The organism is Microbacterium sp. JZ70, assembly GCF_053903225.1.
Genome location: NZ_CP096405.1, coordinates 2,490,497 through 2,508,862, shown reverse-complemented (window position 1 = coordinate 2,508,862; position 18,366 = coordinate 2,490,497). Strand labels below are relative to the sequence as shown.

General features: G+C 72.4%; 22 protein-coding genes and 1 tRNA gene. 15 read left to right on the top strand and 8 right to left on the bottom strand.

Annotation, left to right across the window (positions count from 1 at the left end; translation table 11 throughout):
• Positions 1 to 71 precede the first annotated feature (71 nt).
• From obgE to M1D46_RS11565, 8 genes are all read left to right on the top strand, one after another.
• The gene (gene obgE, locus M1D46_RS11600; RefSeq protein WP_456285615.1) at positions 72 to 1,580 is read left to right on the top strand and encodes a GTPase ObgE; all 1,509 of its coding nucleotides are present in this window, start codon (positions 72 to 74) and stop codon (positions 1,578 to 1,580) included.
• A complete protein-coding gene (gene proB, locus M1D46_RS11595) occupies positions 1,577 to 2,401 on the top strand; it encodes a glutamate 5-kinase (RefSeq protein WP_271172002.1) in 825 nt (274 codons plus the stop codon). Before obgE ends, proB begins: the two co-directional genes overlap by 4 nt.
• The gene (locus tag M1D46_RS11590) at positions 2,398 to 3,684 is read left to right on the top strand and encodes a glutamate-5-semialdehyde dehydrogenase (RefSeq protein WP_271172001.1); all 1,287 of its coding nucleotides are present in this window, start codon (positions 2,398 to 2,400) and stop codon (positions 3,682 to 3,684) included. The genes proB and M1D46_RS11590 overlap by 4 nt, the downstream gene beginning before the upstream one ends.
• 43 nt (positions 3,685 to 3,727) lie before the next feature.
• Positions 3,728 to 3,928, top strand: coding sequence for a hypothetical protein (locus tag M1D46_RS11585; RefSeq protein WP_271172000.1), 201 nt, complete (start codon positions 3,728 to 3,730; stop codon positions 3,926 to 3,928).
• 46 nt (positions 3,929 to 3,974) lie between these two features.
• Positions 3,975 to 4,538 (top strand): nicotinate-nucleotide adenylyltransferase, encoded by a 564-nt coding sequence (gene nadD / locus M1D46_RS11580; RefSeq protein WP_456285221.1) that lies wholly within the window; start codon positions 3,975 to 3,977, stop codon positions 4,536 to 4,538.
• Positions 4,535 to 5,734 carry a hypothetical protein gene (locus M1D46_RS11575; protein ID WP_456285614.1) on the top strand — a complete coding sequence of 400 codons (1,200 nt, stop codon included), beginning with the start codon at positions 4,535 to 4,537 and terminating at the stop codon, positions 5,732 to 5,734. Before nadD ends, M1D46_RS11575 begins: the two co-directional genes overlap by 4 nt.
• Positions 5,734 to 6,108: a ribosome silencing factor gene (gene rsfS / locus M1D46_RS11570; RefSeq protein WP_374727730.1), complete on the top strand. Its 375-nt coding sequence runs from the start codon at positions 5,734 to 5,736 to the stop codon at positions 6,106 to 6,108. The genes M1D46_RS11575 and rsfS overlap by 1 nt, the downstream gene beginning before the upstream one ends.
• Before the next feature lie 71 nt (positions 6,109 to 6,179).
• Positions 6,180 to 6,255 (top strand) — tRNA-Ala (locus M1D46_RS11565).
• Between the two features lie 62 nt (positions 6,256 to 6,317).
• Here M1D46_RS11565 and M1D46_RS11560 read toward each other — a convergent pair.
• Together M1D46_RS11560 and M1D46_RS11555 are read right to left on the bottom strand one after the other, a co-directional pair.
• Positions 6,318 to 7,883: an MFS transporter gene (locus tag M1D46_RS11560; RefSeq protein ID WP_456285613.1), complete on the bottom strand. Its 1,566-nt coding sequence runs from the start codon at positions 7,881 to 7,883 to the stop codon at positions 6,318 to 6,320.
• A gap of 18 nt (positions 7,884 to 7,901) precedes the next feature.
• Positions 7,902 to 8,522, bottom strand: coding sequence for a class I SAM-dependent methyltransferase (locus M1D46_RS11555; RefSeq protein WP_456285612.1), 621 nt, complete (start codon positions 8,520 to 8,522; stop codon positions 7,902 to 7,904).
• A 100-nt stretch (positions 8,523 to 8,622) separates the two neighbouring features.
• On the opposite strand from M1D46_RS11555, the gene M1D46_RS11550 reads away from it, so the two are divergent.
• From M1D46_RS11550 to M1D46_RS11535, 4 genes are all read left to right on the top strand, one after another.
• The gene (locus tag M1D46_RS11550) at positions 8,623 to 9,210 is read left to right on the top strand and encodes a helix-turn-helix domain-containing protein (RefSeq protein ID WP_456285611.1); all 588 of its coding nucleotides are present in this window, start codon (positions 8,623 to 8,625) and stop codon (positions 9,208 to 9,210) included.
• Between the two features lie 30 nt (positions 9,211 to 9,240).
• On the top strand, positions 9,241 to 9,528 hold the full coding sequence (locus tag M1D46_RS11545) for a SelT/SelW/SelH family protein (protein ID WP_271171994.1): 288 nt from the start codon (positions 9,241 to 9,243) through the stop codon (positions 9,526 to 9,528).
• Positions 9,529 to 9,622: 94 nt separating this feature from the next.
• Entirely contained in the window at positions 9,623 to 10,204 is a 582-nt protein-coding gene (gene msuE / locus M1D46_RS11540) for an FMN reductase (protein ID WP_456285610.1), read from the top strand.
• Between the two features lie 79 nt (positions 10,205 to 10,283).
• Positions 10,284 to 11,162, top strand: coding sequence for a sulfurtransferase (locus tag M1D46_RS11535; RefSeq protein WP_282977869.1), 879 nt, complete (start codon positions 10,284 to 10,286; stop codon positions 11,160 to 11,162).
• 1 nt (position 11,163) lies between these two features.
• On the opposite strand, the gene M1D46_RS11530 is transcribed toward M1D46_RS11535, so the two are convergent.
• Positions 11,164 to 12,081, bottom strand: a complete 918-nt coding sequence (locus M1D46_RS11530; RefSeq protein ID WP_456285609.1) for a LysR family transcriptional regulator — start codon at positions 12,079 to 12,081, stop codon at positions 11,164 to 11,166.
• Between the two features lie 88 nt (positions 12,082 to 12,169).
• Between M1D46_RS11530 and M1D46_RS11525 the strand changes: the two genes are divergently transcribed.
• Complete coding sequence (locus M1D46_RS11525; protein WP_456285608.1) at positions 12,170 to 13,186, top strand: YeiH family protein; 1,017 nt, start codon at positions 12,170 to 12,172, stop codon at positions 13,184 to 13,186.
• Positions 13,187 to 13,249: 63 nt separating this feature from the next.
• Here M1D46_RS11525 and M1D46_RS11520 read toward each other — a convergent pair whose 3' ends face one another.
• From M1D46_RS11520 to M1D46_RS11510, 3 genes are all read right to left on the bottom strand, one after another.
• Complete coding sequence (locus tag M1D46_RS11520) at positions 13,250 to 13,549, bottom strand: hypothetical protein (RefSeq protein ID WP_271171989.1); 300 nt, start codon at positions 13,547 to 13,549, stop codon at positions 13,250 to 13,252.
• Between the two features lie 119 nt (positions 13,550 to 13,668).
• Positions 13,669 to 14,400 (bottom strand): ThuA domain-containing protein, encoded by a 732-nt coding sequence (locus M1D46_RS11515; protein ID WP_456285607.1) that lies wholly within the window; start codon positions 14,398 to 14,400, stop codon positions 13,669 to 13,671.
• Positions 14,397 to 15,524 carry a Gfo/Idh/MocA family protein gene (locus M1D46_RS11510; RefSeq protein ID WP_456285606.1) on the bottom strand — a complete coding sequence of 376 codons (1,128 nt, stop codon included), beginning with the start codon at positions 15,522 to 15,524 and terminating at the stop codon, positions 14,397 to 14,399. The genes M1D46_RS11515 and M1D46_RS11510 overlap by 4 nt, the downstream gene beginning before the upstream one ends.
• Positions 15,525 to 15,723: 199 nt before the next feature.
• Between M1D46_RS11510 and M1D46_RS11505 the strand changes: the two genes are divergently transcribed.
• Positions 15,724 to 16,449: a B3/B4 domain-containing protein gene (locus M1D46_RS11505; RefSeq protein ID WP_456285605.1), complete on the top strand. Its 726-nt coding sequence runs from the start codon at positions 15,724 to 15,726 to the stop codon at positions 16,447 to 16,449.
• A 108-nt stretch (positions 16,450 to 16,557) separates the two neighbouring features.
• Positions 16,558 to 16,842: a DUF2188 domain-containing protein gene (locus tag M1D46_RS11500; protein ID WP_456285604.1), complete on the top strand. Its 285-nt coding sequence runs from the start codon at positions 16,558 to 16,560 to the stop codon at positions 16,840 to 16,842.
• A gap of 31 nt (positions 16,843 to 16,873) precedes the next feature.
• On the opposite strand, the gene M1D46_RS11495 is transcribed toward M1D46_RS11500, so the two are convergent.
• Both M1D46_RS11495 and M1D46_RS11490 read right to left on the bottom strand, forming a co-directional pair.
• A complete protein-coding gene (locus M1D46_RS11495) occupies positions 16,874 to 17,842 on the bottom strand; it encodes a TIGR03557 family F420-dependent LLM class oxidoreductase (protein ID WP_456285603.1) in 969 nt (322 codons plus the stop codon).
• Between the two features lie 103 nt (positions 17,843 to 17,945).
• The gene (locus tag M1D46_RS11490) at positions 17,946 to 18,356 is read right to left on the bottom strand and encodes an arsenate reductase ArsC (RefSeq protein WP_456285602.1); all 411 of its coding nucleotides are present in this window, start codon (positions 18,354 to 18,356) and stop codon (positions 17,946 to 17,948) included.
• Positions 18,357 to 18,366 lie beyond the last annotated feature (10 nt).

Genomic DNA, 18,366 nt, shown 5'->3' with positions numbered 1-18,366 from the left:
GGGCTTCGGCCCGCCCCGTTCTCTTTCCCCCGGTTCGTCCGGGACGCTCCCGCGAGAGGTCAGGAACCGACATGGTCACGTTCGTCGACGAGGTGACGCTGCACCTGCGCGCAGGCAAGGGCGGCAACGGCTGCGTCTCGGTGCACCGTGAGAAGTTCAAGCCGCTCGGCGGGCCCGACGGCGGCAACGGCGGAGACGGCGGCGACATCGTGCTCGTCGCCGATCCGCAGACGACCACCCTCCTGAGCTACCACCACTCGCCGCATCGCTCGGCGGGCAACGGCGGCTTCGGGATGGGCGACCACCGATCGGGCGCGCAGGGCGAGGACCTCGAGCTGCCGGTTCCGGTCGGCACGGTCGTGAAGTCACCCGACGGCGAGGTGCTCGTCGACCTCATCGAGCCGGGGATGCGCATCATCGCGGCCCCCGGCGGCCGCGGCGGGCTGGGCAACGCGGCGCTCGCATCGCCCAAGCGGAAGGCGCCGGGGTTCGCGCTCCTCGGCACCCCCGGCTGGGAGGGCGACGTCGTCCTCGAGCTGAAGACCGTCGCCGACGTCGCGCTCGTCGGGTTCCCGTCGGCGGGCAAGTCGAGCCTCATCGCGGCGATCTCCGCCGCGCGGCCCAAGATCGCCGACTACCCCTTCACGACGCTGCACCCGAATCTCGGCGTCGTCCAGGCCGGCGACATCCGCTACACGGTCGCCGACGTGCCCGGCCTCATCGAGGGCGCGAGCGAGGGGCGCGGGCTCGGCCTGGAGTTCCTCCGCCACGTCGAGCGGTGCACCGCGCTCGTCCACGTGCTCGACTGCGCCACGCTCGAGCCCGGACGCGACCCGATCACCGACCTCGAGACCATCCGCCAGGAGCTCGCGAACTACCCGGTGGCGGACGGCCAGGTGCCGCTCCTCGAGCGCCCGCAGATCGTCGTGCTCAACAAGGTCGACGTGCCCGAGGCGCATGAGCTCGCCGAGTTCGTGCGGCCCGACCTCGAGGCGCTCGGCTACCGCGTGTTCGAGATCTCGACGGTCGCGCGGCGCGGGCTCCGCGAGCTGACCTTCGCCCTCGGCGAGATCATCGACGAGCACCGGAAGGCCGCGCCGGTCGAGCCTCCGCGGGAACGGGTCGTCATCCGCCCCAAGGGCTCCGAGAAGGAGTTCACGGTGCGCGTCGAGGGCGGAACGTACGGGAACGTGTACCACGTGCTCGGCGAGAAGCCCCTGCGCTGGGTGCAGCAGACCGACTTCCAGAACGAGGAGGCCGTGGGCTTCCTCGCCGACCGCCTCGAGAAGCTGGGCGTCGAGGACGAGCTGTTCCGGCTCGGCGCCGTGCCCGGCTCCACGGTCGTGATCGGCGGGGACGCCGGCATCGTGTTCGACTGGGAGCCGTCGATCGCGTCGGCGGCGGAGCTCATCCAGGCGCCGCGCGGCCTCGATCCGCGTCTGGACCCGAACCGCCGGCGCACGACGGCCGAGCGGCGCGAGCAGTACTACGCCCGTCAGGATGCCCGCACGCTCGAGCGGGCGATGGAGGAGGAGCGCCGCCGGGCGCGTCGCGACGACGAGGAGGACGACACCGAATGACGGTGCGGCACAGGAGCGAGCTGGCGACCGCGGGTCGCATCGTCGTGAAGGTCGGCTCGTCGTCGATCAGCGGCGAGGCCGCGTGGCGGATCCCGGTCCTCGTCGAGGCTCTCGCGGCCGCGCACGCGCGCGGCGCCGAGGTGCTCCTCGTCTCGTCCGGGGCGATCGCGACGGGGATGCCGTTCCTCGACCTGGAGTCCCGCCCGCACGACCTCGCGACGCAGCAGGCGGCCGCCGCCGTCGGCCAGAACGTCCTCGTGTACCGCTACCTCGAGGCACTGCGGCCCTTCGACATCATGGCGGGGCAGGTGCTGCTCACCGCCCACGACATGGAGGACCCGACGCACCGCAGCAACGCGCGCCGCGCGATCGAGCGCCTGCTCGGACTGCGCATCCTCCCGATCATCAACGAGAACGACACGGTCGCCACGCACGAGATCCGGTTCGGCGACAACGACCGCCTGGCCGCCCTCGTCGCGCGTCTCGTCGGAGCCGACGCGCTCGTTCTCCTGAGCGACATCACGGCGCTGTACACGCGCCCGCCGGGGGAGCCGGGGGCCGAGCCGATCCACGTCATCGAGCCGGACGACGATCTGTCGTCGTACGCCTTCGGCTCGAAGGTCGTCAACAGCGTCGGCACCGGGGGAGCGGCGACCAAGGCCTCGGCCGCGCGTCTCGCCTCGAGCGCCGGCATCGGCGTGCTCGTCACGAGCGCCGACCAGGTCGCCGACGCCCTCGCCGGCGCGCCCGTCGGCACGTGGTTCGCGCCGTCCGACGGAGGGGCCGTCGCGACCGGCCCGCTCGCTAGAATGGGCGGATGACGACAGACGCACTCATCGCCCCCGAGCACACCGCGGTCGAGGTCCCCGAGGACCGCCTGCGGCGCGCGAAGGAGGCGTCGCGCGCGGTGGCGCGTCTGACGAGCGACGAGAAGAAGGCCGCGCTGCATGCGATCGCCGATGCGCTCATCGCGCACCGCGCCGAGATCATCGCCGCGAACGCCGAGGATCTGCGCCGCGGCGAGGAGCAGCAGATCGGCGCATCGCTCCTGGACCGCCTGCGCCTCGACGAGGCGCGCATCGACGCGCTCGCGGCCGCCGTGCGCCAGGTCGCCGCGCTGCCCGACCCCGTGGGCGAGCTCGTCCGGGGGCAGCGGATGTACAACGGGGTGCTGCTCGAGCAGCGCCGTGTGCCGTTCGGCGTCGTCGGCGTGATCTACGAGGCGCGCCCCAACGTCACCGTCGACATCGCGGCGCTCGCGCTGCAGTCGGGGAACGCCGTCGTCCTGCGCGGCGGCAGCGCCGCCCGGTCGTCGAACACGGTCCTCGTCGACGTGATGCGCCGCGCTCTCGAGGCACAGGGCGTCGTGGGCGACGCGGTGCAGACGGTCGACGACTTCGGGCGCGACGGCGCGCGCGCCCTCATGCGCGGCCGCGGGCTGGTCGACGTCCTCGTCCCGCGCGGGAGCGCAGGTCTCATCGAGACGGTCGTCACGGAGTCGATCGTGCCGGTGATCGAGACCGGAGCGGGCAACGTGCACGTCGTGCTCGATGCGTCGGCCCCGGAGGACTGGGCCCGCGACATCGTCGTGAACGCCAAGGTGCAGCGGCCGAGCGTGTGCAACGCGGCGGAGACCGTGCTCGTCGTCCGCGAGGCGGCCGACCGGCTCATCCCCTCGGTCGTCGCGGCGCTGCAGGCGGAGGGCGTGACCGTCCACGGCGACGAGGCCGTCGCGGCGCTCGCGTCCGGCATCGTCCCCGCGACGGAGGAGGACTGGGAGACCGAGTACCTGAGCCTCGACATCGCGATGCGCGTGGTCGACACGCTCGACGACGCGATCGCGCACATCCGCCGGTACAGCACGGGCCACACGGAGTCGATCGTCACGGCCGACGTGCGCAACGCCGAGCGCTTCCTCGACGAGGTCGACTCGGCGGCCGTCTTCGCGAACGCGTCGACGCGCTTCACGGACGGCGGCGAGTTCGGGTTCGGCGCCGAGGTCGGCATCTCGACGCAGAAGCTGCACGCGCGGGGGCCGATGGGCCTTCCCGAGCTGACCAGCACCAAGTGGGTCGGGCGTGGCTCCGGCCAGGTGCGGGGCTGACGGTAAGCTGGAAGGGTCCGCCCGACCGTAGAACGGAACATCTATGCACTTCGCCACCGCGATCGCGACCCTCGCCGCAGAATCCGAGCACGGCAACGTCGCCCTGGAGACCCTGCCCTTCGGACTCGTCGCCTTCGGGATCTTCGGCGTCCTCGCGCTCGTGGCCGCGTCGTACCGCAACGTCGCCAACCGCCACGCCGACGCGAGCGAGCACGTCGACGGCGAAGCAGGGCACGGCCACTAGGCCTCGGAAGGTGACGACCACGACGCGTGCTCCTCGGATCGGGGTGATGGGCGGGACGTTCGATCCCATCCACCACGGTCACCTCGTCGCCGCGAGCGAGGTCGCGACGTCGTTCGACCTCGACGAGGTCGTCTTCGTGCCGACGGGGCAGCCGTGGCAGAAGGAGAAGGTGTCGCCCGCGCAGGCGCGGTACGAGATGACGGTCATCGCGACCGCGTCGAACCCGCGCTTCACGGTCAGCCGCGTCGACATCGACCGCGGAGGGCTCACCTACACGGTCGACACGCTGCGCGACCTGAAGGCCGAGCGCCCCGATGCCGAGCTGTTCTTCATCTCCGGCGCCGATGCCGTGGCGCAGATTCTCAGCTGGCGGGACCATCATGAGCTGTGGGAGCTCGCCCACTTCGTCGCCGTCTCGCGTCCCGGTCACGTGCTCAGCACGGATGGACTGCCCGACGACGGCGTGAGTCGCCTGGAGATCCCCGCACTGGCGATCTCCTCCACCGATTGCCGGGACCGCGTGAGACGCGATCTTCCCGTCTGGTACCTCGTGCCGGATGGCGTGGTGCAGTACATCGCGAAGCATCATCTGTATCGGAGCAAGTCATGAGCACATCAGACGGTCGTCCCCTCACACGACGTCAGCTGCGTGAGCTGCGCCAGACCGGACAGACGCCGATCCTCACCGAGGACGACATCGCGGCCGACCGCGACGCGAGAGCCGTCGAGGAGGAGGCGGCAGCGCCCGCGATCGACGAGCCGTCCGACGAGAACCCCGCCCCCGCGTCGGACGACGGCGAGGCGACCGACGAGGTCGAGGAGCTCGAGGTCGTGCCGGCCGTCGCCGAGGAGGAGCGCGAGGAGGCGCAGACCGCGGACGCCGAGCCCGCTGAGCCCGTGGACGAGCCCGCTGAGCCCGTGGACGGTGAGCCCACTGCGTCGGCGACGCCCGACGACCGGACATCGTCCGAGGGGGAGAGCGCCCCGTCGCCCGCTCCCGCTCACCCGGTCCTGACGCGCCGTCAGCTGCGCGAGCAGGAGCGTCTGCGCACCAACGCGACCCCCACGGTGAACGCCGAGCAGGCCGAGCCGGAGACGCAGGCCGAGCCGGAGACGATCGAGGCCACCATCGTCACCGACCAGGTGCCGCAGACGGCGGCGCCCGCCACGGTCGACGTCGAGCTCGTGGAGCAGACTCCGGAAGCGCCCGTCGAGGAAGCGCCCGTCGAGGATGAGGCCCCTGCCGCGTCGCCGACCCCGCGCGCGTCGTCCGAGGCGCCGACCGCGGAGGACGCGGGGGAGCAGCAGGCCACGCTCCGCCCGGACTTCGGAGAGGGCGTCGAGGTCGAGGCGATCACGCACTCGCCGGCGTCGTTCGACGAGCTCCTCACCCAGCCGCAGGAGACGAGCGGCTCCAGCTCGGCCCCGAGCACCCTCGTCCTCGATGAGATCCCGGCGACCGCGGCGCTCAGCGCGCCGATCACGGCGACCGGCGAGCTGCTCATCACGAGCTCGCACAAGCTCCCCGAGGGCTTCGGCTCGAGCGGCGCCGCGAAGGGCACGACCGACGGCCGCGAGGTCGACGCGGTGCTCATCGACGGCGAGATCCCGCTCTCCTCGTCCCCGACGCCGATCGCCGCGAGCGACGCGGTGTCGACCTCGAAGAGCCCGGGAGAGGTCATCCGCCCTCCCGCGCCCGAGAAGAACCACAAGCTCATCTTGACGCTCGGCATCACCGCAGGAGGCCTCGGCATCGCCGTCGTCGCGGCCGTCGTCATCGCCTACGCGACAGGAGTATTCGGCTGATGGCAACACAGTCGTCCATCGACATGCTGCAGATCGCCGCCGCCGCGGCGGATTCCAAGGGCGCAGAGGATCTCGTCGCGCTCGACGTCTCGCAGCCCCTTCCGCTCGTGGACATCTTCCTCCTGGCGACGGGGCGCAGCGAGCGCAATGTCGCGGCCATCGCCGACGAGATCGAGGACAAGCTCCTCGAGGCGGGCCACAAGTGCCTGCGCCGCGAGGGCCGCTCGGAGGCGCGCTGGGTGCTCCTCGACTTCGGCGACCTCGTGGCGCACATCTTCCACCAGGAGGAGCGGTCGTTCTATGCGCTCGAGCGCCTCTGGAAGGACTGCCCCGTGGTGCCGATCGACCTCCCCGCGACGCGCCCGGCGGACTGAGCGGATTTCACCGCGCGGAAACCGTCATGTAAGCTAAAGGAGTTGTCCGGGGCTTCTACCGGACAGCGTCTGGGCCTGTGGCGCAGCTGGTAGCGCACCTGCATGGCATGCAGGGGGTCAGGGGTTCGAGTCCCCTCAGGTCCACCAGAAGAGCGAGAGCGCCCCGTCGGAAGACGGGGCGCTCTCGCGTTGTGAGGCGAGGTCCCGGCTCAGCTCGCGTCCGCGGACGGCGAGCGGTCGACGGCGGATACCGGTCCGCGCACGAGGATGGCGATGGCGACCGCGCCCAGGACCGCGGCGCCCGCCCACATCGTCTGCTGCCAGCCCACGACGAACGCGACGCGGGCGGCATCGAGGATCTGCGCCGCATGGGGACCGGCCTCCGTCGCGATCGCGGCGGCGGTCGCGATGCCCTCGCTCGCGGCGCCGGCCCACTCCGCCGGGACGCCGTCCAGCCGCACCGAGATCGCGTCGCGGTAGCCGGCGACGAGGAGCCCGCCGAGCAGGGCGATGCCGAGGGCCGCGCCGAGCTCGCGTGCGAGGTCGTTGACGGCGGACGCGACTCCCTGACGCTCCTTGGGAAGCGACGAGGTGATCGCCTCGGTCGACGGGGTCATCGCGAGCCCTGCGCCGACGCCCAGGACGACGAGGCCCGGCAGAACGCTGAGGTAGCCTCCGTCCGCGGACACGAGACCGGCCATGAGCGCGAGACCCGCCGCCGACATCCCGAGGCCCGCGACCATCGCTGTCCGTGTGCCGACGCGCGCAGCGAACCGCGGAGCGAGGCCGGACGCGAGCATCATCATGAGCGCCAGCGGCATCAGGCCGAGCGTGGCGAGGAGGCCGCTCCACCCGAGCGCGACCTGGAGGAACGGATAGAGCATCAGCGAGACGCCGCCCTGCACGCCGAACAGCACGAGGAGGATCGCGGACCCGGAGGAGAGGCCGCGCCGGCGGAAGAACCGCAGGTCGAGCAGGGGGTCGTCCGCGCGGAGCTCCCACACCGCGAACGCGACGGCGGCGAGCGCGGCCGCCGCGAGTGCGACGAGCACGACCGGATCGGTCCAGCCGTGCGTCGGAGCCTCGTGCAGCGCGAACGTGAACCCCACGGCGGCGACGACCGAGGTCACGGCGCCGACGAGGTCGAAACGGCCGCTCGCGACCTCGCGCGAGTCCGGCACCGCTCGGATGGCGACGAGGAGCGCCGCGATCGTCAGTGCGATGGGCAGCGCGAAGAGCCATCGCCACGAGGCGAGGTCGACGAGGAGGGCCGAGAGGTACATGCCGAGGAGGCCGCCGCTCGCCGCGACCGCGCTCCAGATGCCGATCGCGCGCGAGCGCTCGCCCTCGGGGAAGGTGGCGGTGATGACCGCGAGCGTCACGGGCATGATCATCGCGGCGCCGACCCCCGCCAGGAGCCGCGCGGCGAGCATCGCCTCGAGCACGGGCGCGAGAGCGCCGGCGATGTTGGCGAGCCCGAAGAGGGCGAGCCCGAGCAGGAGCACGCGGCGTCGTCCCAGTCGGTCTCCTGCGGCGCCGAGAGGAAGCAGGAGAGCCGCGAGCGTGAGCGTGTAGGTGTTGATGATCCAGAGCACGTCGCCCTGCGACGCGTCGAACGCGCTCGCGAGCTGCGGCTGCGCGACGTTGAGCCCGGAGACCGACGCGACGACGGCCATGAGCGCGATGCCGACAGCCCAGAGGATCGCGCGGCGTCGCAGCGGATCGTCGACGACGAGGGATGGCGGATGGACGCGGACGGGGGAGGTCGAGGTCATGGAGCGGGCCTTTCCGGTTCAGTGGACACGATGAGCGCGCACGACGACGTCGCGGAGATGCTGCCGGTGGGTGCCGATCGTCAGTGCCCGGGACGACGTGTACCGGCTGTCGACCTGCCATTCGGGCGCGGTCAGCAGCGACGCGATGTCGCCGGGGGAGGCGGTCGCGTGCGCGGGATGCGGGACGGTGCCATGCCCGTGGGCGGGCGAAGGCGCGTGGGCGACGACGAGGAGCGTGCCGCCCGGTGCGACCTGTGACGCGAGGAGGCGGAAGAGGTCGAGCTGGCCGATGTCGGCGTGCGCGTAGCTCGTCAGGACGAGGCTCCACGTCCGCCTCGGTCGCCATCGTGCGATGTCCGCCTCGACCCAGTCGATCCGGTCCGCGACCCCCGCAGCGGCGGCGCGACGCGCGGCCGCTGCCAGTGCGTTCGCGGAGAGGTCGACGCCGGTGACCTGCCATCCTCGTTCGGCGAGCCAGACCGCCTCGGCCCCGGTCCCGCACCCTGCGTCGAGCGCCGTGCCGGGCGCGAGGCCGCCGATCTCCCTGTCCAGGTACGGGTGGGGTGCGTCGAGCCCGGGATCCGAAGGGGCGTGGGCGGACCAGTGATCCTCCCAGAAGGCCTTGTCGAAGTCGTGCATGCTCATCTCCTTCTCCCCGACCGTGCGCGGGGTGCGGGAAGAGCGTCCCATCCCGGAGCTCACGGTGGCAAATATTCTTGCCGAATGGCAAACTGGTGCCATGCGAACATCTGCAGACCAGACTCTCGACGCGGTCGGGCCGAGGCTCAAGCACCTTCGGCTGCGGCGCGACATCACGCTCACGGCGCTCGCGGAGGCGACCGGGATCTCCGTCAGCACGCTGTCGCGGCTCGAGGCCGGTCTGCGCCGGCCCACCCTCGAGCAGCTCCTGCCCCTCGCCCGGTACTACGGCGTCACGATCGACTCCCTCGTCGACGCCCCGCGCACGGCCGACCCGCGGGTGGACCTGCGCCCGATCTCCTGCGGCGACGGCTCGGTCATCATCCCGCTCACCCGGCGCCCCGGTGGGGTGCAGGCGTTCAAGTTCGTGCTGCCGGCCGACCGGGACGACCGAGCTCCCGATCTCCGCTCGCATGAGGGGCACGACTGGGCGTACGTCCTCAACGGGACGCTCCGGCTCGTCCTCGGCGACCAGGACCTCCTTCTCCACGCGGGCGAGGCGGTGGAGTTCGACACGCGCACCCCGCACTGGTTCGGTGCGACGAGCGCGGGAGCCGTCGAGTACCTGAGCCTCGTCGGCCGTCATGGGCAGCGCGCGCACGTGCACGGGGGCGCCGCGACGCCGTAGCCTCCTCCGACGAGTCGATACCGTGGGTGCATGGCCTCCCCTCGCATCGTCATCACCTACTGCACCCAGTGCCGCTGGCTGCTGCGCGCCCAGTGGTACGCGGGTGAGCTCCTCCAGTCGTTCGAGGACGAGATCGGCGAGGTCGCGCTCGTGCCGGCGACGGGCGGCGTGTTCCGGATCGACGTCGGCGAGGTGCACGTGTGGAACCGGAAGCGCGACGGCGGCTTCCCGGAGATCGCTGACCTGAAGCGGCGCGTGCGCGACCTCATCGCGCCGGGCAAGTCGCTCGGGCACGCGGATCGCGCCGCGGGGGACTGAGCCGCGACGTGCGCCGGTGACGTCGTGTTACCGAGTTCGTCGCCCGGCTACGCGCTCGGCCCCGACGACGCGGATGCGCTCGTAGCGTGCTCGCATGGTCACCGTCTCCCTCGTCGCCGTCTCCGGCAGCCTCCAGTCGCCCTCGCGCACGAGCGTTCTCGCGCGCGACATCCTCACCGCGTATGCCGACGCCCTCGGCGACGAGCATCTCGTCACGACCGACGTGATCGAGCTCAGCGACCTCGGTCGCGAGTTCAGCGGCGCGCTGCGCCGCGATGAGCTGTCGGTGCGAGCGGAAGAGGCCCTGCGCCGCATCGAGAGCGCGTCCCTCCTCGTCGTCGCGAGCCCCGTCTACCGCGCCTCGTTCACGGGGCTGTTCAAGCACGTGTTCGACTTCGTCGACCAGTACGCCCTCGTCGACACGCCCGTGCAGCTCGCGGCGACCGGCGGGAGCGATCGGCATGCGCTCGCGCTCGAGCATCAGTTCCGCCCGCTCTTCGCGTTCTTCCAGTCCCTCACGCTCCCGCTCGCGGTCTACGCGCGGGACACGGACTTCACGGACGGTCGCATCGCCTCGGCGGCTCTGCGCGACCGGCTCGAGCTCACGGTGCGTCGGGGGCTGCCGTCGGTGCGCGCGGCTCTCGCCACGTCGTCCCCGGTGGCCGCGGGCGTGTAGGACCCGGGCCGACGACGCACGACGTCATATTCCCTATCGGAATGATCGGGAATGCCGTGCGCGGGGTGAGGATGGCCTCATGTCGCCTCTCATCTCCGCTGCCGACCTGCACGAAAGGCTCTCCGGCGGCGCACGCGTGAGCCTTCTCGACGTCCGCTGGCGCCTCGACCTCCCGGAGGGCCGACCCGCCTACCTCTCGGGTCACCTCCCCGGCGCGGTGTACGTCGACCTCGAGACCGAGCTCGCCCGTCGCGGGCATCCGGAGGAGGGCCGGCATCCGCGTCCGGCCCACCGCGATCTCGAGCGCGCGGCCATCCGATGGGGCGTGCGCCGCGGCGACCTCGTGGTCGTCTACGACGACAATGACTCGGTCGCCGCCGCGCGGGCGTGGTGGCTGCTCCGGCGCACCGGGCTCGAGGTCCGCGTCCTCGACGGAGGCCTGCGCGCGTGGATCGCCGCCGGACATCTCCTCGACACGGGCGACGTCGCTCCGCCCCGTGGTGACGCGACGCTGCGCGACGTCGATCCCGGGGAGCTGCCGATCGACGAGGCGGCGACCCTGCCGAGCCGCGGCGTGCTCGTCGATGTGCGGTCCCCTGAGCGATACCGCGGTGCGCACGCGGGAGCCGATCCGACCGCAGGCCACATCCCGGGCGCCGTCAGCCTCCCCGCCGTGACGCACATCCGACCGGACGGCACGCTGCGCACGCCGGCCGAGATCCTCACGGCCTTCGCGCGGATCGGGGCTCGACCGGGCCGTGAGATCGGGCTGTACTGCGCGTCGGGCGTCGCATCCGCCCACAGTGCTCTCGCCCTCGCGACAGCCGGGATCGAGGCGCGGGTCTTCTCGGGCTCGTGGAGCCGGTGGGTGCAGAGCCCGGGGCGGCCCATCGCCGTCGGCCCGACGCCGGCCGGGCGGGTCGTCGGGCACCTGCGGAGCTCTGCGCTCGCCCGGTGACTCAGGTCGGGATGCCGCGCCGAACCGCGGCGTCGAGCAGGTCGCGGCTCGTCGGTGCGAGGTCGCGCGGTGTGCCGCGCCAGAGCGCCGTGATCGGGCGCGAGATGGCGGGCCCGGCGATCGCGATCCGCCGCAGACGCGCCAGGCGCACATCGTCCGCCACGACGAGGTCGCTCAGAACGGCGGGGGCGATGCCCTCGGCGACCGCAGACCGGATGGCCGCCGAGGTGGACAGGACCATGGCCGGCGCGACCGGCGTGCGTCCGAGCCGCTTGCGGACCGCGGACTCCCACGCCCTCCGCGTGCCGCTGCCGTCCTCGCGCGCGATGAGCGCGGTGTCGGCGACGTCGTCGAGCGACACGCTCCCGTGGTCGGTCCACGGGTGCGAGGGCGCCGTGACGAGGACGAGCACATCGTCCGCGACCGTCGAGCTCGACAGGTCGTCCGGGATGTCCGGGCTCTCGACGAACCCGAGGTCCGCCCTGCCCGTGCGCACGAGCTCGGCCGTCTCGTCGCTGTTCGCCGTCACGAGGCGAACGGAGGTCGGCTCCCTCCCGTCCTCGAGCTGCGCGGCGCGCAGGGCGAGGAGCCACGCGGGCAGCACGTGCGCGGCGACCGTCTGACTCGCGGCGACGACGAGCGCGCGCGTGCTCTCCCCGCGCAGCCGCTCGACGCCCGCGCGGAACCGCTCAGCGGCCGCGAGCAGGTCGTCGGTCCAGGTCAGCACCCGGCGTCCGCTCGCGGTGAGTGCCACGCCGTGCGGGGAGCGCGTCACGAGCTCGAGGCCGAGCGTGCGCTCGAGCGAGCGGATGCGCGCTGACGCGGACTGCTGCGTGCAGCCGGTCTCGCGGGCCGCGGCCGAGATCGAGCCGTGGTGCGCGACGGCGCTCAGGAGCTCGAGGGCGTCGATCGAGGGCACGTGTCGCATGGTCCCTACAGTCTGGCCCTGTACCCCCACGCACGCCAGCCGGATACCGCGCGCCCCGTGATCCGGCGACCGTGGGAGCATGCCCCAGCTCCTTCTGCACCGCACGATGCGGGCGGCCCCCGGTCTCGCGGCCTGCGGCGCGATCGCCCTCGTCTCCCTCGTGATCGGCCGCGCAGCCCCCGCGGTCGGCAGCGCGGCGCCCGCGATCGCCCTCGGCGTCGGCTGCGCGGTGCTCCGCGCTCCGGGGCCTGCGCTGCACCCCGGGATGGCGTGGGCGAGCGGCCCGGGCCTGCGGGTCGCCATCGTGCTCCTCGGCGCGGGCCTCCCGATCCAGAGCGTCGTCGCGGCCGGTGCCGAGGCGCTTCCGGTCATGGCCGCCACGCTCGGAGCGTGCGCGCTCGCGACGGTCGTCGTCGGCAGGGTGCTCGGCGTGGGGCGGCGGCTGCGGACCCTCGTCGGCGCGGGCACCGGGATCTGCGGCGCGTCCGCCATCGCCGCGATCGCCCCCGTGATCGGCGCCTCGAGCGCCGAGATCGCCTACGCGATGTCGACGATCTTCCTCTTCAACCTCCTCGCTGTCGTCGTGTTCCCCGTGCTCGGGCACGCGCTGGGGCTCGACGCGCACGCGTTCGGGGTGCTCGCGGGCACCGCCGTGAACGATACGAGCTCAGTCATCGCGGCGGCGGGGGTGTTCGGCGGAGGCGCACTCGCCGTGGCGGTCGCCGTCAAGCTCGTCCGCACCCTCGCGATCATCCCGCTGAGCATCGCGCTCTCGATCGGCGAGAGCCGACGGGGCGGGGGAGGGAGCCCGCTGACCCCGAGCCGCGCGGCGACGCTCGTGCCGTGGTTCCTCATCGGGTTCGCGCTCCTCGCGCTCGCCCGGTCGGCCGGATGGATCCCGGCCGGGATGCAGGACGCGGTCTCGCAGGTGAGCGGGTTCCTCATCGCGGCCGCGCTCGCGGGTGTGGGCCTCTCGGCCGACATCCGAGCCGTGCTCCGAGCCGGGTGGCGCCCGCTGGGGCTCGGCGCGATCCTCTCCGCGGTCGTGGCGGGCACCGCGCTGGCCGTGATGTCCGCGTTCGGCGCTCTCGCCTGAGGGTCTGCACAGACGAGGAGGCGCCGCCCGGCGATCCGGGCGGCGCCTCCTCGTCGCGATCGGTCACACGGCCGTGAGACCGTGCGGGATGTCGGTCACGAGATCGCGGATGGCGACAGTGAGGCTCGCGCGGGTCCCGATCGAGCGCGCGTCGGCCATGTGCGCGCCAGCGAAGCACTCCCACTCGCGTCCCTTGACGCAGATGTACCCCTTCACCTGGTCTGCGAGCGCCACCTGATAGCACGTGAGGCTGATGGGGATGAGGACGGCTTCCGGCGCGCGTCCGAGGCTCGGGTGACCGGTCCTCATGGTCGACGCGGTGCGTGCGGGGGCCTGCGGGGCTGTCTCTGCGATCAGCGACATCTGTCCTCCGTTCTCGGGGCCGCGGGGTGCGGCGATAGAAGATGTCTACCGACCGCGCCGCCTCCTCTCCAAGACGGGGCTCGAGGCTTGACACGGTCGCCGCGATCGGGCAGACGGCGTCAGGACCACGTCCTCCGCGCGGGGTTGCTCACCTCCGGCTGTCGGCGCTCGCCCGGCGTCGGGGCCGTCCAGCGGACGGCGTTCGCGAGCACGCGGCGCACCTGAGGGTGGAAGTAGACGGGGTATTCCTGATCGCCGGGGCTGAAGTAGAAGATCCGCCCGCGGCCGCGCGTGAAGGTCACGCCCGAGCGGAACACCTCGCCGCCCTCGAACGAGCTGATGAACACCTGGTCGTCGGGGTTCGGGATGTCGAAGTGCTCGCCGTACATCTCCTGTCGCTCGATGACGATCGGATTCTCGACGCCCTCCGCGATCGGATGCCCGGGCGCGGTCGTCCAGACCAGCTCGCGCTCTCCGTCGTTGCGCCAGGCGAGGGAGCACGTCGTGCCGAGCAGTCGCGTGAAGATCTTCGAGAAGTGGCCGGAATGCAGCACGATGAGGCCCATCCCGCCGAGGACATGGCGCTGCACGCGCGCCACGACCTCGTCCGCCACCTGATCATGCGCGATGTGGCCCCACCACAGGAGCACGTCCGCGGCCGCGAGGGCATCTTCCGTCAGGCCGTGCTCGGGCTCCGCGAGCGTCGCCGTGCGCACCGCGACGTCGTCGCCGAGCAGATCGGCGAGGCCCTGCGCGATCGCGCCGTGGATCCCGTCGGGATAGATGGCGCGGATGTCGTCCTGCGTCGTCTCGTGGACGTTCTCGTTCCAGACGAGGGCGCGGATGCTCATGCTGTTCCTCCGATGATGTTGAGGTCGGTGTCGAGGGCGATCTCGCGCCCGGCGGCGGCCGACGCGTAGCAGGCGTCGACGAGGCGCGCGCGGCTGAGCCCGACGCTCCCGTCGTGTTCGGCCCACGTGGCGGGATCGGCGATGTGGTCGAGGAACGTCTCCACGACGGCGGCGTGACCGCGACCTGCGGGCGCCTGGATCGGGGTGTCCTGGCGCGACGCGCCATCGCCCGTGAAGATCGTCAGCTCGCCCGACGGGGCGTAGTCCACGACGGAGAGGTCGGCGCCGCCGTCGGTGCCGTACAGCGCGATGCCGAACTGATCGGGGGTCGAGCGGTGCGACGCCCAGCTCGTCTCCAGCACGATCGACCCGCCGCCCTCGAGGCGCAGGAGCGCGGTGGCGAGGTCCTCGACCTCGTACGCGTGACCGGTCCCGTGCTTGACGCCTCCCGAGCCGCCCAGGCCGCGCGGGCCGAGCTCGGAGTGCGTGACGGCGGACACCGCGGTCACGCGGGGCTCTCCCATGAGGTGGAGCGTCCAGTCGAGCACATGCACACCGAGGTCGACGAGCGGCCCGCCGCCCGACATCTCGGCGTTCGTGAACCAGCTCCCGAGAGCCGGGATGCCCGAGCGCCGCAGCCACATGGCGCGCGCGTGGTAGGGGCGACCGATCGTGCCGTCGTCGACGGCCGCGCGGATCGCCTCGATGTCGCCGCGGCGGCGGTGGTTGAAGGTGATCTCGAGGATGCGCCCGGCCTCGCGCGCGGCGTCGACCATGCTCTGGCCCTCGTCGCCCGTGCGGGCGATCGGCTTCTCGCACAGGACGTGCGCGCCGGCGCGCAGCGCCGCGATGCTGATCGGCGCGTGGAGGAAGGTCGGCACCGCGACGCTGACGACGTCGAGGTCGCCGCGGCCGATCATCTCCTCCCAGTCGGCGTACGTCTCGTCGATGCCGTAGGTCTCCGCGAGCTGCGCGCGGACGTCGTCTTCCTTCCCGGCGATCGCGACGAGGTCGACCTCCGGGCGGGCGGCGTACGCCGCCATGTGCTGCTGGCCGGCCCATCCGATTCCGACGACGCCTGCACGGATGCGACGAGCGGGAGTGGGGGAGGACTGCTGTGTCACTGTTCCTCGTTCTCTCTCCGGGCATCGACGCCCGGATGATTGAGTATCTAAATATATGCGTGTCTCGACCGTAGGAGACATCTCCCGGAGAGTCAATCACCCGCCTGCGGGCGCGTCGATACCGGTTTCTCGGAGCTGGGCCATTCAGTGCAGTTTCGTGCACTATGCTCGGGGGGAACGGGAGACCGAGGAGGAGCTCATGGCGGGAACGACGCGGATCGACAGGATCCTCGAGGACAGCTTCGTCCACGAGGAGGTGTTCGCCATCCGCCCCGACTACCGGGCGATGCTCGTCGTGATCGAGGGGATCGCTCCGGCGGCAGGCGACGCGGAGAGCGAGGCGCTGCTCGTCCGCGCCGAGGAGCACGCCCGGCGCGTGGCCGCCGCCGGGCCGATCGAGGATGAGCCGCACATCGCGTCGTGGCGCGAGGCCTATCGCGCGTTCGGGGCGAAGCCGCAGCGCACGCGCAACAGCCTCGAAGCGCTCACCCGCCGTGCGGCGGATGCGCTGCCGCGAGTGAATCGCCTCACCGACGTGTACAACGCCGTCTCGGTCCTCCATGGGCTCCCGCTCGGCGGTGAGGATCTCGACCGGTACGTGGGTGCGCCGCGCCTCATGCGCGCGACCGGGACGGAGCCCTTCGACACGGTGGCCGGCGGAGACCCGGTCGTCGAGCACCCCGACCCGGGTGAGGTCGTCTGGTGCGACGGCGAGGGCGTGACGTGCCGCCGATGGAACTGGCGTCAGGGCCGCCGCACGCGGCTGACCGACGGCACGCGCACGGCCCTGTTCATCCTCGACGCTCTCGCGCCGACGTCGGATGCCGAGCTGGAGGCCGCCGCGGACGCGCTCGTCGAGCACCTCGGCGCGGGCGCGACGGTCGCGCGACGCCTGCTCGCAGGGTCGGACTCCGCTCTCGGCTGACGCTGCTCGCGCACGGCGTGGGCCGCACCGGGCCAGGGCGCAACCCCCTGTCGTCATCCCGGCGCCCGTCGTAGCGTCGCTCCCGACATCGACGAGGGAGGACGCAGCATGACCGGAACGCACGTGGAGACGTTCGCCAAGCGCGGGCAGTGGATCAGTCGGGTCGAGGGCGACAGCGAGCTCTCGCAGAGCTCGGCGAGCAGGGAGGAGGCCATCGAGGCCGGGCGCGCGCTCGCCGAGCGCCTCGGGGTGCCGCACCGGGTCGTCGACAGCGAGCCGACGGGGGTCGCGAGCGACGAGCAGAGCGGGGCCGACGCGGCCGAGGTGGCCGACGAGATGCTGCCGGACACCACCGACGAGCGGGGGATGCCGCTCGACAACCCGTCCGGCTGATCCGCGCCGGCCCCGCGCTGCCGGGGAACCGTCAGAGTGCGCGGAGTCGCTCGAGCAGCGGCTCCGCGACCTCGGCGAGGAAGCGCTCCTGCTGAGCGTCTCCCACCTGGACGATCGCGACATCCGTGAAGCCGGCGTCGACGAACGGGCGCACGCTCTCCGCGAGGGCGTCGAGGTCGGGTCCGCACGCGATCGAGGCCGCGACGTCCTCGGGGCGCACATACGCGCTGGCCCCCTCGAAGCCGGCGGGCGTGGGCAGGTCGGCGTTCACGGCCCAGCCGCCCGCGAACCAGCGGAACTGCTCGTGCGCTCGCGCGACGGCCGCGTCTCGGTCGGGGTCCCAGGAGATCGGGATCTGCCCGATCTTGCGGGATGCGCGGCTTCCCCGAGCCTCGTCCCAGGAGGCGAGGAGGTCGGCGTCGGGAGCGGTCGTGATGAGGTGGTCGGCGAGAGGTGCGAACTGCGCGACCGAGCTGTCTCCGGACACCGCGACGCCGATCGGCACGCCGCCGTCCGGGGCGTCCCACACGCGTGCGGAGTCGACGCGGAACCACTCGCCCTCGTAGGTCACGAGGTCGCCCGTGTGCAGCGCGCGGATGATCTCGATCGCCTCCGCGAGCATGTCCTGGCGCGCGTGCACAGCAGGCCATCCCTCGCCCACGACGTGCTCGTTGAGGTTCTCGCCCGATCCCAGTCCGAGCGTGAACCGCCCGTCCGAGAGCACCTGCATCGTCGCGGCCTTCTGCGCGACCACGGCGGGGTGGTACCGCATCGTGGGGCACGTCACATACGTCATGAGCTCGACGCGCGACGTGGCCTGGGCGACCGCGCCGAGCACCGTCCACGCGTAGGGGGCGTGGCCCTGGCTCACGAGCCACGGGGAGTAGTGGTCGCTGCACGCGAGGTAGTCGTACCCCGCCGCCTCCGCGGTCTGCGCGTAGGCGACGAGCTCTCGCGGGCCGCTCTGCTCGGTCATCAGCGTGTATCCGAAGCGCGTCATGTGGACCTCCTGTGTCGTCGGCGTTCCCCCGCACACTAGGCGCGGGGGAACACCGCGAACAGGGGGTTGCCGCGGGCCGGGAGGTCCTCGATGATGCCCGCTCTCAGGCGGGCGCGATCTCCGCGACGAGGCTCTCGACGCGCGCCCGGATCTCGTCCCGGATCGGCCGGACCGCCTCGATGCCCTGCCCGGCCGGGTCGTCGAGCTGCCAGTCCTCGTAGCGCTTCCCCGGGAAGATCGGGCAGGCGTCGCCGCAGCCCATCGTGATGACGACGTCGGACTCCCGGACGGCGTCGACGGTCAGCACCTTCGGGGTGGCCGCCGAGATGTCGATGCCCTCCTCGGCCATGGCGGCGACGGCCACCGGATTGATCTCGTCCTTGGGCTCCGAGCCCGCGCAGAGCACGTCGATGCGGTCGCCCGCGAGCGCCTGCAGATAGCCCGCGGCCATCTGCGAGCGGCCCGCGTTGTGCACGCAGACGAAGAGGACGGCGGGGCGGGTGGTCTCGGTCATGGCTCCTCCG

Excerpts from the sequence above, each read along its gene's own strand:
- M1D46_RS11505 (WP_456285605.1), top strand. The coding sequence starts at position 15,724 with ATGGCGGGAACGACGCGGATCGACAGGATCCTCGAGGACAGCTTCGTC.
- M1D46_RS11575 (WP_456285614.1), top strand. The coding sequence starts at position 4,535 with ATGAGCACATCAGACGGTCGTCCCCTCACACGACGTCAGCTGCGTGAG.
- M1D46_RS11520 (WP_271171989.1), bottom strand. The coding sequence starts at position 13,549 with ATGTCGCTGATCGCAGAGACAGCCCCGCAGGCCCCCGCACGCACCGCG.
- M1D46_RS11545 (WP_271171994.1), top strand. The coding sequence starts at position 9,241 with ATGGCCTCCCCTCGCATCGTCATCACCTACTGCACCCAGTGCCGCTGG.
- M1D46_RS11515 (WP_456285607.1), bottom strand. The coding sequence starts at position 14,400 with ATGAGCATCCGCGCCCTCGTCTGGAACGAGAACGTCCACGAGACGACG.
- msuE (WP_456285610.1), top strand. The coding sequence starts at position 9,623 with ATGGTCACCGTCTCCCTCGTCGCCGTCTCCGGCAGCCTCCAGTCGCCC.
- proB (WP_271172002.1), top strand. The coding sequence starts at position 1,577 with ATGACGGTGCGGCACAGGAGCGAGCTGGCGACCGCGGGTCGCATCGTC.
- M1D46_RS11555 (WP_456285612.1), bottom strand. The coding sequence starts at position 8,522 with ATGCACGACTTCGACAAGGCCTTCTGGGAGGATCACTGGTCCGCCCAC.
- M1D46_RS11585 (WP_271172000.1), top strand. The coding sequence starts at position 3,728 with ATGCACTTCGCCACCGCGATCGCGACCCTCGCCGCAGAATCCGAGCAC.
- M1D46_RS11495 (WP_456285603.1), bottom strand. The coding sequence starts at position 17,842 with ATGACGCGCTTCGGATACACGCTGATGACCGAGCAGAGCGGCCCGCGA.
- M1D46_RS11490 (WP_456285602.1), bottom strand. The coding sequence starts at position 18,356 with ATGACCGAGACCACCCGCCCCGCCGTCCTCTTCGTCTGCGTGCACAAC.
- M1D46_RS11500 (WP_456285604.1), top strand. The coding sequence starts at position 16,558 with ATGACCGGAACGCACGTGGAGACGTTCGCCAAGCGCGGGCAGTGGATC.
- M1D46_RS11590 (WP_271172001.1), top strand. The coding sequence starts at position 2,398 with ATGACGACAGACGCACTCATCGCCCCCGAGCACACCGCGGTCGAGGTC.
- M1D46_RS11525 (WP_456285608.1), top strand. The coding sequence starts at position 12,170 with ATGCCCCAGCTCCTTCTGCACCGCACGATGCGGGCGGCCCCCGGTCTC.
- M1D46_RS11550 (WP_456285611.1), top strand. The coding sequence starts at position 8,623 with ATGCGAACATCTGCAGACCAGACTCTCGACGCGGTCGGGCCGAGGCTC.
- M1D46_RS11535 (WP_282977869.1), top strand. The coding sequence starts at position 10,284 with ATGTCGCCTCTCATCTCCGCTGCCGACCTGCACGAAAGGCTCTCCGGC.
- M1D46_RS11560 (WP_456285613.1), bottom strand. The coding sequence starts at position 7,883 with ATGACCTCGACCTCCCCCGTCCGCGTCCATCCGCCATCCCTCGTCGTC.
- obgE (WP_456285615.1), top strand. The coding sequence starts at position 72 with ATGGTCACGTTCGTCGACGAGGTGACGCTGCACCTGCGCGCAGGCAAG.
- rsfS (WP_374727730.1), top strand. The coding sequence starts at position 5,734 with ATGGCAACACAGTCGTCCATCGACATGCTGCAGATCGCCGCCGCCGCG.
- nadD (WP_456285221.1), top strand. The coding sequence starts at position 3,975 with ATGGGCGGGACGTTCGATCCCATCCACCACGGTCACCTCGTCGCCGCG.